We start from the raw sequence: 15,739 nt of genomic DNA on the forward strand, positions 1-15,739 counted from the left end.
GGGAACATTCTGCCCACCGCCCGGGTTAGAGTAGTTGCACAGTCAATTACTTCGGGAGGAGCCCGCAATGCCTGCGGTCACCGTCGACAACATCCTGACCCTGCCCCGGATCGAGGCCCCGGCACCCGATCGTCCCGCGCGCCCGGTCCTCGGGATACGTACCGCTCCCGTCGGCTTCGAGGGCGAGGGCTTCCCTGTCCGCCGCGCGTTCGCGGGGATCGACCAGCGTTTCCTCGATCCGTTCATCCACATGGACCAGATGGGCGAGGTCGAGTACGCGCCGGGCGAGCCGAAAGGGACCCCTTGGCATCCGCACCGCGGCTTCGAAACCGTGACATACATGATCGACGGCATCCTCGAGCACAAGGACTCGAACGGCGGTGGCGGCACGATCACCGGTGGTGACACCCAGTGGATGACGGCCGGCGCCGGCATCCTGCATATCGAGGCGCCGCCCGAGCACGTGGTCGTGAGCGGTGGTCTGTTCCATGGGGTGCAACTTTGGGTCAATTTGCCGCGCGACAACAAGATGGCCCAGCCCCGCTACCAGGACATCGCCGGCAGCAACGTGGCACTGGCGTCGTCGCCCGACGGCGGCACGCTGATCCGCGTGGTTGCCGGTGAGATCGGCGGTGTGCACGGTCCGGGTGTCACCCACACCCCGATCGCACTCGCCCACCTCACGATCGCGCCGGGCGCCTCGGTGACGCTGCCGTGGAACCCCGAGTACAACGCGCTCGCCTACATCCTGGCCGGCGACGGCACCGTCGGCGCCGAGCAGGCACCGGCTCGCACCGGTCAGACCGTGGTGTTCGGCCCGAAGGGCGACTCGATCACGCTGACCGCTTCCGCGACCCAGGATTCCCGCACCCATTCCCTCGAGGTGTTCCTCCTGGGAGGCAAGCCCATCCGCGAGCCGGTCGCGATGTACGGGCCGTTCGTCATGAACACGAAGGCCGAGATCATCCAGGCCTTCGAGGACTACCAGGCCGGTCGCCTCGGCTCGATCCCCGCCGAGCACGAGCAGCACTAGTAACTACGCTGAAGCTCGCACCCCGAGAGGAACACCATGTCCCAGACCCCGCTGATCGACGTCCGGCGCGCAGCCGACCGGATGAAGACGAAGATCGACTGGCTGGATTCGAAGCACTCCTTCTCGTTCGGCCATCACTACGATCCGGACAACACCCACCACGGCCTGCTCCTCGTCAACAACGACGACATCGTCACGGCCGGAAAGGGTTTCGACACCCACCCGCATCGCGACATGGAGATCGTGACGTGGGTGCTGCGCGGCAGCCTGGTGCACCAGGATTCGATCGGCCACTCCGGCGTCATCTATCCCGGCCTGGCCCAGCGGATGAGCGCCGGCACCGGGATCCTGCATTCGGAGAAGAACGACTCGTGGCGTCTCGACGGCGTCACCGGCACGCACGCCGCCGAACACGTGACACCCGTGCGGTTCGTCCAGATGTGGGTGATGCCCGACGAGGCCGGCATCACCCCCGGCTACGAGCAGCTCGAGATCGGCGACGAACTGATGCGCGGCGGTCTGGTGCCCGTCGCGTCCGGGATGGCGAAGGACCGCGACCACGCGGCGATCCGGATCCACAACAAGTACGCGGGCCTGTCGGTCGCGCGACTGCAGCCGGACAAGACGGTGACCCTGCCCGAGGCGCCGTATCTGCACGTCTTCGTCGCCGAGGGCAGCGCCGAGCTCGAGGGTGTCGGTCCGCTCGCCGAGGGCGACGCGGTGCGGCTGACGAACTCCGGCGGGCAGCGTCTGAGCACCACCACCGGAGCCGAGGTCCTCGTCTGGGAGATGCACGCGACGATCGGTCGCTGAGGGCCGCCACCCGGCCCTCACCGCTCACCCGTGATAGAGAGAACGGGTGAGCATCAGCACTCAGACCCTTCCGATCGACCGGCCCGTGACCGTCCTGGGCATCACGCGGGAAAGCTTCTCATCCGATCCCATGCGGATCGCCCAGACGCTCGGCCCGCGACTGCTCGATCATCGCGGTGAAATCACGATCGGGTCGCTGGGTGTGTTCACCGACGTCGTGGTGGGTGCCCCGGCCGCCGCCGCGCTGCGGGATCGGGCGGGCGAGCCGGTCGGTACCGTCCTCGCACAGTTGAGTGTGTCGGCGGCGAACCCGTTCCCCGCCGGCGGCACGATCGTCGGGACCGGCCGGGCCCTGCACACCGACGACGCAACGTCGCTGGCCGCGGCCGAGATCGTGGACGAATCGGGCAGTCTCGTCGCGCACGTCGTCGGCCGGGCCATGGCGGTCGGACGCGCAAGCATCGACGATCCGGAGGCACCGCCCACGGCAGTCGCACAGAGCATGCCGGAACCCGAGCCGTGGGACGGTCCGGAGTCCCTCGCCGGGCGGTCCGGGCTCGGCATCGTCGAGGGCATCGCCGACGGCACGATCGCCCGGGGACCGCTGGCCGCACTGCTCGGCCTACGCGTGCAGCAATCCGAGCGCGGACGCGTCGACGCCCTCGTCACCCCGGCCGAGTGGATGGCCAACCGGTACGGCTCGATCCACGGCGGCGTGCTCGTGTCCATCGCCGACACGATCACCGGACTCGCCGCCCAGACCCTTCCCGAACAGGGCGGGCAGTACCGGATCCTCAACCTCGGTATCGACTATCTGCGCTCCCCCGACGCTCCGGGACCCGACGTCCTTGCCCAGGCCGAGGTGGTCCGGGCCGGGCGCCGGCTGGCCACGATCGAAGCGCGGCTGACCGGTGAGGACGGCACGGTGTTATTCCGTGCCCACGCGAACGCTCAACTGTTCGCCGCAAGCTCCGACTGAAACCCGCACACAGGAACCTCCCAGGAATCTCACGACCGGCGTCCAGGACCGCGCGCCACGATGGAGTCGAGATTTCGATATCGGGAGGAAGCGTGAACAAAGACGTGGAGCTCAGCCGCAGACGGGTGAGCCGCCGTCGGGCACTGGCGCTCGGCGGAACCATCAGCCTCGGCGGCCTGCTCGCGGTCGCGTGCGGCATCGACAACGGCAGCAGCACCGCGACGACCACGGCCGGCTCCGCGACGACGGACGCGACCGCGGCCGCCTCGGGCAGCATCGAGGAACAGCTCAGAGCGCTCCTCGACCAGGCCCCGAACTGCGTGATGACCAGCGAGGAGACGCAGGGTCCGTACTGGTTCGACGTCGACTCCATCCGCCGTGACATCCGGGAGGACCGTCCCGGCCTGGAACTGCAGCTCGCGCTCCGCGTGCAGGACCTGCAGAACTGCAGCGCCGACGGCTCCGCGAGCGCGGTCGCGAACGCGGTCGTCGAGATCTGGCACTGCGACGCCGGTGGCGGGTATTCGGGCTTCGAATCCGGGTCGATCGCAGCCAACCAGGGCGGCGGGCAGGGTCCGGGAGGCCCCGGCGGCACACCGCCGCCCGGTGGACCGGGTGGTCCCGGCGGACCGGGCGGACCGGGTGGGATGGCTCCACCCGAGGGCATGGAGTTCCCGGAAGGCATGGAACCACCGGAAGGCATGACCCCACCGAACGGTGGACCCGGTGGCACGGAAGGTTCGGGAGAGACCTCGGACGGTTCGTACAGCGTCGGCGACCAGGAAGCCACGACGACCGACGACGGCACCTATCTGCGGGGCGCCCAGGTGACCGATGCCGACGGCATCGCGTACTTCACGACCATCTTCCCGGGCTGGTACGTGGGGCGCACGGTGCACATTCATGTCAAGGTTCACATCGACAAGTCGACCGTGCTCACCACGCAGTTGTACTTCGACGATGCGCTCAACGACGAGATCTTCTCCACCGTCGACCCGTACACCGACCACACCGGGCGCGACACCCGCAACGACAACGACAACATCTTCGACGAGTCCGGCATGACGACCGTGTCGCAGCAGCCGGACCGGATCCTCGCTGCCGTCAATCTCGGTATCGATACCTGATTCGTCGGATCGCGCGGCGCGTCGGCAGTCAGGCGACGCGCCGCGCGATCGACACCGCCTCGGCGCCGAGTCGCGGGAATCGCGCGTCGGAGATCGTCGTCGTGAGGTTGCTGCCGAGCCGGTTCGTGACGAATGCGACGGACAAACCGGTGTCGGGGTCCGCGAACGCGCCCGACCCACCGAAACCGTAGTGCCCGACGGATCGTAAAGGCTGCTCCCGCAAGGCAACCCAGCCCGGGTGATAGCCGAGCCGCCAGTTCGGCCGGATGCCGAGCACGTAGTCGCGACGACGCGTCTGCACCTCGACGATCTGTTCGATCGTGTCTTCCTTGAGAAGCCGAACCCCTTCGAGCGCACCGCCGTTCGCGAGCGCGCCGTACATGCGGGCGAGCGCGCGGGCACTGAACACACCGTTCCAGCCGGGCATCACGGCGTCGTGCGCCGACGGGCTGCGCATCAACTCGTCGAAGCCTTCTGCCATGCCCGCTTCCGCGATGCCCCGGATTCCCGGCATCCGCGACATCACCCTTGCGGTGGTGCTCCACGACGAGGGCAGCGGGTTCACCTTGGGGAACACCGGGGCCAGGCGGCGCCGTTCGCTCTGCGGAACCCGGAACCAGAATTCGCGCAGGCCCAGCGGTCCGGCGAGTTCCTGCTCCACCAGTTCCGGGAATGTCCGATTCGTGACGCGGCAGGCGATCTCCGCGACGAGGTTGCCGTAGGTGACCGCGTGATATCCGGGCCCGGACAGTCTGCGCCGGTCGGGTGGGGTGGCGGCGAGCGCCTTCGCGACGGCCTCCGAATCCAGCAGGTCGAGGGGTCCGGGCACGAGTCCGCGAACGCGGTGCAGCCCCGCACGGTGCGACATCAGTTCGCGGATCGTGATCGTTTCCTTGCCGGCGGCACCGAACTCCGGCCAGTACGTGGCGACCGGGTCGTCGTATTTCACGAGGCCGCGTTCGGCGAGGCGGTGCAGCACCGTGCTGGCCACGCCCTTGCCGGTAGAGAAGGACAACGCAATCGTGTCGTGCGCCCACCGGCGGTCGCGGCTCGCCCACCCGGCCCAGATGTCGAGGACCGGCTCCCCGTACAGATAGACGGCCAGGGCGCCACCGCCCTGCGGCCGTGTACGGAACATCCGGAAGAATCGATCGGCGACCTGCAGGAATCGGGGATCGACGATCATCTCCGTCGACGGTACTGCATCCGCGGTCATGGCCGTGCTCTCCAGATCCTGCTCGTGTCGATGGCCCGTCCACGATCGTACGACCGGTATGCAACCGCCATCGGCGCCTTCGGTGCATCAACAGCCGCCGGTTGTGACAGCACCCGTCTGCACCGGTCCGCATTTCGGTGTAAGGATGAAGCTCATGAGCATCGCCCAGCACTCGGAGGCACGGCACTCCGGCATCGACCTCAGCCACGTCGACGAGGGCACCCGCGCCCAGGACGACCTGTTCGAGCACGTCAACGGCCGTTGGCTCGCCACCCACGAGATCCCCGCCGATCGCGCGCTCGACGGCGCCTTCCGCACGCTCGCCGACAAGGCCGAGGTCGACGTGCGGACGATCATCGAGGAGGCCGCCGCATCCGATGCCCCGGCCGGTACCGACGCCCGGAAGATCGGCGACCTGTTCACCAGCTTCATGGACACCGAGCGAATCGAGGCGCTGGGCCTCACCCCGATCGCCACCGAACTCGACGCGATCACCGGCGCGGCGGACCGGGCGGCCCTGGCCGCGGTCCTCGGACAGTTGCAGCGGGTCGGTGTGGGCGGCGCCGTCGGACACTACGTCGACACCGACTCGAAGAATTCCGAGCGCTATCTCATGCACGTCGCCCAGTCCGGCATCGGGCTGCCCGACGAGTCCTACTACCGCGAGGACCGCTACGCCGAGATCCGCGACGAATACGTCGCCCACATCGGCCGCATGTTCGCGCTCGCCGGTCTGGACCACGATCCGCAGCGGGTTCTCGCACTCGAGACGAAGCTCGCCGGCGGGCACTGGGACGTCGTCAAGCGCCGCGATGCCGACCTGACGTACAACCTGACCACGCTCGACGCGCTGCTCACCGAGCACGCCGGTTTCGACTGGTCCGGCTGGATCGCCGGCCTCGGTTCGACGCCCGCGCAGTGGGCCGAGATCGTGGTCCGGCAGCCGAGCTTCCTGGACGTGTTCACCCGGGTGTGGACCGAGGAGTCGCTCGACGACTGGAAGACCTGGGCGACCTGGAAGGTGCTGCGGGCCCGGGCCCCCTATCTCACCGAAGCGCTGGTGGACGAGAACTTCGCGTTCTCCGGACGCACCATGACCGGCGCGCAGGAGAACCGCGAACGCTGGAAGCGCGGCGTCTCGCTCGTGCAGGATCTGCTCGGCGAGGCCGTCGGCAAGCTGTACGTCGAGCGGCACTTCCCGGCCGAGGCGAAGGCACGCATGCAGGTGCTCGTGGAGAACCTGCAGGAGGCGTACCGGCGCAGCATCACCGATCTCGAGTGGATGAGCCCCGAGACGCGGACCGCCGCACTGAAGAAGCTCGACAAGTTCACGCCCAAGATCGGCTACCCGGACGTCTGGCGCGACTATTCGGCCGTCACCATCGACCCCACCGATCTCGTCGGGAACTACCGCAGCGGTTACGCCGCCGAGTACGACCGGGATCTCGCGAAACTCGGTGGCCCGGTGGACCGCAACGAGTGGTTCATGACGCCGCAGACCGTCAACGCGTACTACAACCCAGGAATGAACGAGATCGTGTTCCCCGCCGCGATCCTGCAGCCGCCGTTCTTCGACCTGCACGCGGACGACGCCGCCAACTACGGCGGGATCGGCGCGGTCATCGGTCACGAGATCGGCCACGGCTTCGACGATCAGGGCGCCAAGTACGACGGCGACGGCAACCTCGAGAACTGGTGGACCGATTCGGATCGTGAGGAATTCGGGAAGCGGACCGCCGCGTTGATCGCGCAGTACGACGAGTTCGAGCCGAAAGCCCTTCCGGGACAGCGGGTCAACGGCAGCTTCACGATCGGCGAGAACATCGGCGACCTGGGCGGTCTGTCGATCGCCTTGAAGGCCTACGAGATCGCGTTGGACGGCGAACCGGCGCCGATGATCGACGGACTGACCGGTCTCCAGCGGGTGTTCTTCGGGTGGGCCCAGGTGTGGCGCACCAAGGTTCGCAACGAGGAGGCGATCCGCCGGCTCGCCGTCGACCCGCACTCGCCGCCGGAATTCCGGTGCAACGGCGTGGTGCGGAACATCGACGCCTTCTACGAGGCGTTCGACGTGAATCCGGGAGACGCGCTGTATCTGGAACCGGAAGCGCGCGTGAAGATCTGGTGACATACGAACGACGACCGCCCCTCCTGTTGTGGAGGGGCGGTCGTCGTCTGTCCGGTCCGTGGATTCGCATTACCGCGAACACGGGATCATGGTGCGACGCTCAGCCGCGATTCGCTCCGGGGATCGGGATTCCGCGTGCAGCGAGCCACGGCGCGGGGTCGATCTTGGTGCCGTTGGCCTGCCACACCTCGTAGTGCAGGTGCGGGCCGGTGGACTGGCCGCGGTTGCCCATGGTGGCGATCTGCTCGCCGGCGCGGACCGGCTGCCCGGCCCGGACGAGCGACTGGTCGATGTGGCCGTAGACGCCGATCGTGCCGTCGTCCTGCTGGACGCGCACCCACAGTCCGAAGCCGGACGCGGGGCCGCTCTCGATCACGGTGCCGTCGGTGACGGCCCGGATCGGGGTTCCGATCGCGTTGGCGATGTCGACACCGTTGTGGTTGGTTCCCCAGCGGGGGCCGAAGCCGGACGTGAAGGTGCCGTCGGCCGGGAAGGACACTGCCGGACGACGCGCGGCCTCCTCGCGGGCGATGCGTTCGGCCTCTTCCCGCGCGTGGCGTTCCGCTTCCTCGCGGGCGATGCGCTCGGCTTCGGCCTTCTCCTGGGCGAGGCGCTCGGCTTCGCGCTGCGCGGCCTGCCCGAGCTGCTCGACGTAGACGGACAGATCGGTGCGGGGCACGGCGAGCACCTGCGGTGCGGTGACGCTCGCTGCAGCCGTCGGGCTCCATCCCGCAGCTTCGACGGACGCGGCCTTCGGGGTTGCGTTCGCCGCGACGGTCCCGGCGCCGAGGAAGGCACCGACGGCCAGCGGTATCGCGACGAGCCCACCGGCGACTCGGCCCTTCCGGGAACGGGCGGTGCAGGACTGGTTGTTGCTCGGGATGTAACGCAAAACGGATTCCTTGTGTCGAACGCCGATCTGGTAACAAACAGATCACGGTTTCGTCACAGGCTACAACGACTCCTGCGTTTTCGGCGTGGCGCGCTTGACAGCAACGAGTTTCAGAGTCCGATTTACCCCAAGTTTGACGCCACGTCGGTCACACTTGTCCCCTACGAGTCACAGAAGCAACACGAGATCGACCGTAGATGTGGTCGACGTCACAGCCTCATTACGGCCGATTTCGAGCCTTTCGTCCCGAAGCAGTCGACATCTGCTCACTTGCTCCGATTCAGAACCTTGTCGGCAGCCGCCCAGTGCTCGTCCTTCACCCACAGGTGTGCGAAGGCGGAGATCGCCTCCTCCGCCGACACCCCGGCCAGCACCCGCTTGATCTCCCCCGCCGGGTCGTTGGCGAGCGCGCGGGCGAGCGAACGCCAGCCCTCTTCGAACGCCGCGCGCGGCAGCACCCGGTCCAGCAGACCGAGCCGCTCGGCCTCGAAGGCGTCGAGCACGGCGCCCGAGCCGGCCAGCATGAGCGCTCGCCCGCGGCCGACCAACGCGGAGAGCCGCTCGGCGCCGCCCCACGCGGGCATGATCGCGAGCGACACCTGATTGAAGCCGATCTTGATGTCGTCGGCCGCGATCCGAATGTCGGCGGCCACCGCCACCTCGGCGCCACCGCCGAGCGCGTGACCGTTGAGCGCGGCGACGACCGGGGCAGGGAAGGTCGCGATCCGATCGCACACCGTCCGCATCTGCCGGGCCATCTCGGCCGCCTGCTCCACGGTCCGGAGCTTGCTCAGCTCCTTGAGGTCCCCGCCGGAGACGAACGCGCGGTCGCCACCCCCGCGGATCACGAGCGCCTTCGCGCCCTCGGCCTCGTCGAGGGCTTTCTCCAGCTGTTCCATCGTCTCCGGCGCGATCGCGTTGCGTGCCTCCGGCCGGTCGATGGTGATGACCGCCAGGCCCTGTTCAAGCTCGAGATCGACCATGCGCTGCTCTCCGTTGCGATATTGGCATTCTGATTTTCGGAGAATAACATGCTCGCACAGCTGAAAATCGATCGGACCGACGCCCGCCGAGGCTCCGTACAGCCCTCGGCGCGGCCCTGTCCCCGGGCATTGGAGCTCTCGCATGCGGCATATCCCCACCGAACTGGTCACGCGCTACGAACAGGAGGGGTGGTGGACGAACGACACGCTCGGGGACATGCTCGGCCGAGGTCTCGCCGCGGCACCCGATGTCGAGTTCCGGGTCCACTCGGCCGTGCGGCCGTGGTCGGGAACGCTGCGGGACGTCGAACTGGTCGCGCGCCGGCTGGCAGGCGGACTGCGGGCTCGCGGCGTCGGCCCCGGTGATGTGATCGCCTTCCAGTTGCCCAACTGGATGGAGGCGGCCGCCGTCTTCTGGGCGTCGTCCTTTCTCGGCGCGACCGTGGTCCCGATCGTCCACTTCTACGGACGCAAGGAAGTCGGCTACATCCTCGAGCAGACGAATCCCAAGGTGTTCATCGCCGTCGAGCAGTTCGGGCGGGCCGAGTTCCACCCCGACCTGTGCAAGCACGTCCCGATCGTCGGCGTGGTCGGCCGCGATTTCGACGACCTGCTGAGCGACGAACCCATGGAGGGCATCGTCACGGCGGATCCGGACGGAGCCGCGCTGATCGCGTTCACCTCCGGCACCACGCGAGCACCCAAGGGTGTCGTCCACAGCCATCGGACGCTCGGCTGCGAGACACGGCAGCTCTCGGCCCGCTACCCCGCGGACCGCGGCAAGCAGCTCACCGCCGCCCCGGTCGGCCATTTCATCGGGATGGTCAACGCCTTCCTCATCCCGGTGCTCGACGGTTCGCCCATCAATCTCGCCGACGTGTGGGACCCGGGTCAGGCTCTGGCCCTCATGAAGTCGGACGGCCTCACCGTCGGAGGCGGCGCGACGTACTTCGTGACCAGCCTGATCGACCACCCCGATTTCAGCGACGAGCACCTGCCGTTCATGCGGTATGCGGGCCTGGGCGGATCGTCCGTCCCCGCGACGGTGACCACGCGGCTCGCGAAGATGGGCATCTGCGTCTTCCGCGCCTACGGCAGCAGCGAGCACCCGTCGATCACGAGTTCGCTCTCGACCGCCCCCGAGGACAAGCGCCTGTTCACCGACGGCGCGCCGGCGCCGGGCGTCGAGATCCGGCTGGCCGAGGACGGCGAGATCCTCAGCCGCGGACCGGACCTGTGCATCGGTTACACCGATCCCGAGCTCACCGCCGCGGCGTTCGACGACGACGGCTGGTACCACACCGGCGACATCGGCGTGCTCGACGACGACGGCTATCTGACGATCACGGATCGCAAGTCCGACATGATCATTCGCGGCGGCGAGAACATCGCGGCCCTCGAGGTCGAGGAAGTGCTGCTCACGGTCCCGGGTGTCGCCGAGGCCGCGGTGGTCGCGGTGCCGGACGACCGCCTCGGCGAACGCGCCGCCGCCGTCCTCCGCCTGCACGAGGGCGGGACGATGCCGACGATGGACGAGATCCGCGCCCACTTCGACCGCTCCGGAATGGCCAAGCAGAAGTGGCCCGAACAGTTGCACCGGGTCGACGAGTTTCCGCGCACCGCGAGCGGGAAGGTGCAGAAGTACCTCGTGCGCCAGGGCCTGAGGACCTCGTGAACAGGACCTCGCGAGTCTGGGCATTGCCACACCTCAAGAATGAGAATAGGATTCTCATACAAAGAAAGGGAGGATTCCATGGCACCGAAAGAGCTGCCGTATCAGCTGTTCGACGCTGACAACCACCTGTACGAGACCGAGGAGGCCCTGACCAAGTTCCTCCCCGACAAGTACAAGGACGCGATCAAGTACGTGCAGGTCGACGGCCGCACGAAGATCGCGATCCGCGGCCAGATCAGCGAGTACATCCCCAATCCCACCTTCGAGGTTGTCGCGCGACCGGGCGCGATGGAGGACTACTTCAAGAACGGCAATCCCGAGGGCAAGAGCAAGCGGGAGATCTTCGGCAAGTCGATGAAGTCGATCCCGGCGTTCCGCGAGCCGGCGGCGCGCCTGGAGCTGATGGACGAGCTCCAGATCGAACGCACCCTGATGTTCCCGACCCTCGCGAGCCTCGTCGAGGAGCGCATGCGTGACGATCCGGACCTGATCCACGCGGTCGTGCACTCGCTGAACGAGTGGCTGTACGAGACCTGGGGATTCAACTACAAGGACCGCATCTTCACCGTTCCGGTGATCAGCCTCCCGATCGTCGAGAAGGCGATCGAGGAGCTCGAGTGGTGTGTCGAGCGCGGCGCGAAGGCCATCCTGGTCCGCCCGGCGCCGGTCCCCGGCTTCCGTGGCCCGCGGTCGTTCGCCCTGCCCGAGTTCGACCCGTTCTGGAAGCGCGTCGTCGAGCTCGACGTGCTCGTCACCCAGCACTCCTCGGACAGCGGCTACGCCCGCTACAACCAGGAATGGGACGGCACCGGCTCCGAGATGCTCCCGTTCGTGACGAATGCCTTCCGCATGGTCAGCGAGTGGCGCCCGATCCAGGATGCGGTCGCGTCCTGGGTGTGCCACGGCGCGCTGTTCCGTTTCCCGGAGCTGAAGATCGCGGTCATCGAGAACGGCGCCTCCTGGCTCCCGCACGTGCTGGAAACCCTCCGGGACGTCTACAAGAAGGCACCCGAGGGCTTCGGCATGCAGGATCCGGTCGAGGCGATCAAGCGCAGCATCCACGTCAGCCCGTTCTGGGAAGAGGACTTCAGCAAGCTCACCGCCCTCATCGGCGCCGAGCGCGTGCTGTTCGGTTCCGACTACCCGCACCCGGAGGGCCTGGCCCAGCCGACGACGTACATCGACCACATCCAGCATCTGCCCTTCGAGGACCAGAAGCTGGTCATGGGCGGCAACCTCGCGAGGCTGCTCGGGGTATGACCTTCAGGACCATCCCCGAGATGGTCCTGAGCGTCGGCGACCGCTTCGGTGATGCCGAAGCGGTCGTCGACGGGGACCTCCGGATCACCTTCACCGAACTCGTCGACCGGGTGCGGCGCGCCGCCGGAGCATTCGCCTCCATCGGTATCGACAAGGGCGACCGCGTCGCGATCTGGGCACCGAACTCTGCGGAATGGATCGTCGCGGCATTCGGAATCCTCACCGCAGGAGGCATTCTCGTCCCGGTCAACACCCGGTACAAGACGCAGGAAGCGGACGACATCATCCGTCGCAGCGGCGCGAAGGCGGTCCTGGTCCAGAAGGGGTTCCTCGGCCTGGACTTCCAGGCTCCGGAGGACATCCCCGTGATCGATCTGAAATCCGGGTTCCTTTCCGGCGGAGCACCGTACGAATGCGCGGTCGACGGTGAGGACATCGCGGACATCATGTACACGTCCGGCACCACCGGACGACCCAAGGGCGTCATGATGAACCACGCCCAGACGCTCCGGATGTTCTCGGAGTGGTGCGATCTGGCCGACCTGCGCGAAGACGACCGGTATCTGATCGTCAACCCGTTCTTCCACATGTTCGGGTACAAAGCAGGTTTGATCGCATCCATGATCCGGGGCGCGACCGTTCTGCCGGTGCCGGTCCTCGACATCGACGAGGTACTGGCACTGGTGGAACGAGAGAAGGTCACCATGCTCCCCGGTCCACCCACGCTCTACCAGTCGCTGCTGTCCGCGCCGAGAGGACACGACCTGTCGTCCCTGCGCGCCGCGGTGACCGGATCCGCCGACATACCCGTCGAACTGATCCGGCGGATCCGCGACGAACTGCCCTTCGAAACGATCATGACGGGTTACGGACTCAGCGAGGGCGGAACCGCAACGGCATCGCGCTGCGGTGACAGCTTCGAGCAGATCGCGACGACCGTCGGCCTGCCGTGCGACGGCATCGAGGTGCGCATCGCCGAGGACGGCGAGGTGCTCATGCGCGGATACAACGTCATGCAGGGCTATTTCGAGGATCCTCGTGCCACCGCCGAGGCGATCGATGCGGACGGCTGGCTGCACACCGGCGATCTCGGGGAGATCGACGACACGGGCCGGCTCCGCATCATCGGCCGCAAGAAGGACATGTTCATCGTCGGCGGGTTCAATGCCTATCCCGCCGAGATCGAAGGCTTCCTGCTCACCCATCCGGCCGTCGACCAGGTTGCGGTCATCGGCGTCCCGGACGACCGTCTGGGGCAGGTGGGCAAGGCCTTCGTGGTACCGAAAACGACTGTGGCAGCGGAAGATCTGATCTCCTGGAGCCGTGAGCGCATGGCCGGCTTCAAGGTTCCGAGATTCGTCGAGTTCCTCGACGCCCTTCCCCTCAACGCCACCGGCAAGGTGATGAAGGACCAGCTGCGCTGACGCGCTCCCCTTAACACGTCGGCCGGGTGCGGTGACACCCGTTCCCCGCACCCGGCCGATCCCTAACCCCGCGAAGGAGGGACCCCCATGACCGACGAAACCGCGATACTCGCGTTCGCCACGAAATGGCGCCACTGGGACGGCGGCCCCGACGAGGACATCTTCGTCGAGTTCGGGGTCAGCCCCACCGTCTTCTTCCACCGGCTGCGGGCGATCCTGAACAGCCCGCGCTGGAGCCAGCTCACACCGTCCCTCGCGCAGCAACTCCGCGAGATCTGCGACAACCGGTTGCGCGGCCCCGAGATCCGCGCGAGCTGACCCGACCGGCCGGCCCCCGCATCGTCGCGGGAGCCGGCCGGCAGGGAACGATCGGTCAGTACTCCGTCACGCCCGCGTCGGGCGCGAGTTCGTGCGCGGTGATGTACTTCGACTCGTCGGACGCGAGGAACAGCACGGTGTCCGCAACGTCCTCGGGCTGCACGATGTCGACCGGCATCATGTTGATCATCATGGCGCCGAGCCGGGTGTTGCCCTCCAGCGCACGCGAGATCTGCCCGCCGAGGGCACCGTCGTTCACCATCGGCGTGTTGACACCCGTGGGATGCACGCTGTTGACCCGGATGTGGTGCTGTGCGAGTTCGGCGGCGAACGCCTTGGCCATCCCCCGCACCGCGAACTTGCTCGTGGTGTACGGAATCGCGAACGGCTGCACCTTGATTCCCGCGGCCGAGCTGATCAGGATGATCGACCCGCCGCCGGCTTCGACGAGGTGCGGCGCACCGGCCATGACCGTGTTCCACACTCCCGTGACGTTGGTGCCGATCGTGTCCTCGAAGATCTGCGGGGTCATTTCGTTCCACGGCGCGGCCGAGCAGATGGCCGCATTCGCGACCACCACGTCCAGGCGACCCAACTGCCGGACCGCATCGTCGACGATCCCGCGCAGCGCATCCAGGTCGCGCACATCCACGATCCCGGACACGACGCGGCGTCCGGTCTTCTCCACCAGCCGGACCGTCTCCTCGAGATCCTCGGGGGTCGCCGGTGCGTAGGCGACGTCCCCGACCTGGGCGCACACGTCCACGACGACGACGTCGGCGTCTTCCTCCGCGAGCCGGACCGCATACGCGCGGCCCTGCCCGCGCGCCGCGCCCGTGATCAATGCGACCTTGCCCGCTACCCGTCCGCTCATGCGACCGACACCTTCTCCTTCGAATTCGCCTCGGCCCCGCCGAGGGGGAAATGACATGCGACGAACCGACCGGACCGCACCTCCCGCATCTCGGGTTCTTCGTCGGCGCACCGGTCCTGCGCGATCGGGCACCGGGTCCGGAACCGGCACCCGGTGGGCGGCGCCAACGGCGACGGCACGTCCCCTTCCAGAGCCGGCCCGGCGAACGCCTTCTCCGGGTCGGTCAACGGAACCGAATCGAGCAAGGCCCGAGTGTACGGGTGTGCCGGGTCGTCGTACACCTCGACGGAATCCCCGAATTCGCACACCTTCCCGAGGTACATCACCATTACGTTGTCGCTGACCGTGCGGACGACGCCGAGGTCGTGTGCGATGAACACGACGGTCAGATCGAACTCCGCCTTGAGTTCCTCGAGGAGATTCAGGATCTGCGCCTGCACGGACACATCGAGAGCGGAGACGGGTTCGTCGCAGATGAGCAGGCGCGGATTCAGCGCGAGCGCGCGGGCGATCGCGACGCGCTGCGCCTGCCCACCGGACAACTGCCGCGGCAGCATGCCGGCGAAACGGTCGCTCCCGAGCCCGACCTGGCCGAGAACGGACGCCGACGTCGCGGACCGCTCGTCCTTCGGGACACCCGCGACCGCGAGCCCTTCCACGACGATGTCTCCGACGCTGCGCCGCGGGTTCAGCGACGCCACCGGGTCCTGGAAGATCATCTGCATGTCGCGCCGTAGCGCGCGCATCTGTTTCTCGCCGGCCTCCTCGATCCAGTCGTCACCGAACCGGATACGTCCGGACGTCACCCGGTCCAGGCGCAGCACGGCTCGCCCCGTCGTGGACTTGCCGCAGCCGGATTCGCCCACGATGCCGAGGGTTTCGCCCGGCAGAACGTCGAAGCTGATCTTCGAGACCGCCTGCACCGTCCCGGACCCGGTCGGGTATTCGACGACGAGATCCTGCACGCGCAGCAGCGCCTGCTCACCGCGCAGGTGCGCGGAACCACTACCGGCCATG

At 67.6% G+C, this 15,739-nt stretch carries 14 protein-coding genes; 9 read left to right on the plus strand and 5 right to left on the minus strand.

Annotated features, from left to right (window positions below; all coding sequences use genetic code 11):
• Positions 1 to 67 precede the first annotated feature (67 nt).
• The 4 genes from ACWDUD_RS21080 (at position 68) to ACWDUD_RS21095 (ending at position 3,952) form a co-directional block, all read left to right on the plus strand.
• Positions 68 to 1,033: a pirin family protein gene (locus ACWDUD_RS21080; RefSeq protein ID WP_450110540.1), complete on the plus strand. Its 966-nt coding sequence runs from the start codon at positions 68 to 70 to the stop codon at positions 1,031 to 1,033.
• 36 nt (positions 1,034 to 1,069) lie between these two features.
• Positions 1,070 to 1,846, plus strand: coding sequence for a pirin family protein (locus ACWDUD_RS21085; RefSeq protein WP_450110541.1), 777 nt, complete (start codon positions 1,070 to 1,072; stop codon positions 1,844 to 1,846).
• A gap of 46 nt (positions 1,847 to 1,892) precedes the next feature.
• Positions 1,893 to 2,825 (plus strand): hotdog fold thioesterase, encoded by a 933-nt coding sequence (locus ACWDUD_RS21090; protein WP_450110542.1) that lies wholly within the window; start codon positions 1,893 to 1,895, stop codon positions 2,823 to 2,825.
• A gap of 92 nt (positions 2,826 to 2,917) precedes the next feature.
• Positions 2,918 to 3,952 carry a protocatechuate dioxygenase gene (locus ACWDUD_RS21095; RefSeq protein WP_450110543.1) on the plus strand — a complete coding sequence of 345 codons (1,035 nt, stop codon included), beginning with the start codon at positions 2,918 to 2,920 and terminating at the stop codon, positions 3,950 to 3,952.
• Positions 3,953 to 3,980: 28 nt separating this feature from the next.
• On the opposite strand, the gene ACWDUD_RS21100 is transcribed toward ACWDUD_RS21095, so the two are convergent.
• A complete protein-coding gene (locus tag ACWDUD_RS21100; RefSeq protein WP_248673391.1) occupies positions 3,981 to 5,168 on the minus strand; it encodes a serine hydrolase domain-containing protein in 1,188 nt (395 codons plus the stop codon).
• Between the two features lie 154 nt (positions 5,169 to 5,322).
• On the opposite strand from ACWDUD_RS21100, the gene ACWDUD_RS21105 reads away from it, so the two are divergent.
• Positions 5,323 to 7,296: a M13 family metallopeptidase gene (locus ACWDUD_RS21105; RefSeq protein WP_450110544.1), complete on the plus strand. Its 1,974-nt coding sequence runs from the start codon at positions 5,323 to 5,325 to the stop codon at positions 7,294 to 7,296.
• A gap of 100 nt (positions 7,297 to 7,396) precedes the next feature.
• Here ACWDUD_RS21105 and ACWDUD_RS21110 read toward each other — a convergent pair whose 3' ends face one another.
• Positions 7,397 to 8,179, minus strand: a complete 783-nt coding sequence (locus tag ACWDUD_RS21110) for a M23 family metallopeptidase (protein ID WP_450110564.1) — start codon at positions 8,177 to 8,179, stop codon at positions 7,397 to 7,399.
• A gap of 275 nt (positions 8,180 to 8,454) precedes the next feature.
• Complete coding sequence (locus ACWDUD_RS21115) at positions 8,455 to 9,171, minus strand: enoyl-CoA hydratase/isomerase family protein (protein ID WP_450110545.1); 717 nt, start codon at positions 9,169 to 9,171, stop codon at positions 8,455 to 8,457.
• A 142-nt stretch (positions 9,172 to 9,313) separates the two neighbouring features.
• Here ACWDUD_RS21115 and ACWDUD_RS21120 point away from each other — a divergent pair, with 142 nt between their 5' ends.
• From ACWDUD_RS21120 to ACWDUD_RS21135, 4 genes are all read left to right on the plus strand, one after another.
• Complete coding sequence (locus tag ACWDUD_RS21120; protein ID WP_450110546.1) at positions 9,314 to 10,846, plus strand: AMP-binding protein; 1,533 nt, start codon at positions 9,314 to 9,316, stop codon at positions 10,844 to 10,846.
• Between the two features lie 78 nt (positions 10,847 to 10,924).
• The gene (locus ACWDUD_RS21125; protein WP_248673395.1) at positions 10,925 to 12,106 is read left to right on the plus strand and encodes an amidohydrolase family protein; all 1,182 of its coding nucleotides are present in this window, start codon (positions 10,925 to 10,927) and stop codon (positions 12,104 to 12,106) included.
• Positions 12,103 to 13,530, plus strand: coding sequence for a FadD3 family acyl-CoA ligase (locus ACWDUD_RS21130; RefSeq protein ID WP_450110547.1), 1,428 nt, complete (start codon positions 12,103 to 12,105; stop codon positions 13,528 to 13,530). Before ACWDUD_RS21125 ends, ACWDUD_RS21130 begins: the two co-directional genes overlap by 4 nt.
• 87 nt (positions 13,531 to 13,617) lie before the next feature.
• Positions 13,618 to 13,848: a DUF3263 domain-containing protein gene (locus ACWDUD_RS21135; RefSeq protein WP_450110548.1), complete on the plus strand. Its 231-nt coding sequence runs from the start codon at positions 13,618 to 13,620 to the stop codon at positions 13,846 to 13,848.
• A 55-nt stretch (positions 13,849 to 13,903) separates the two neighbouring features.
• On the opposite strand, the gene ACWDUD_RS21140 is transcribed toward ACWDUD_RS21135, so the two are convergent.
• Together ACWDUD_RS21140 and ACWDUD_RS21145 are read right to left on the minus strand one after the other, a co-directional pair.
• Complete coding sequence (locus ACWDUD_RS21140; RefSeq protein ID WP_450110549.1) at positions 13,904 to 14,722, minus strand: mycofactocin-coupled SDR family oxidoreductase; 819 nt, start codon at positions 14,720 to 14,722, stop codon at positions 13,904 to 13,906.
• Positions 14,719 to 15,738, minus strand: coding sequence for an ABC transporter ATP-binding protein (locus ACWDUD_RS21145; protein ID WP_450110550.1), 1,020 nt, complete (start codon positions 15,736 to 15,738; stop codon positions 14,719 to 14,721). Before ACWDUD_RS21145 ends, ACWDUD_RS21140 begins: the two co-directional genes overlap by 4 nt.
• Position 15,739: the final 1 nt, after the last annotated feature.

It is taken from the genome of Rhodococcus sp. NPDC003382 (assembly GCF_053589135.1).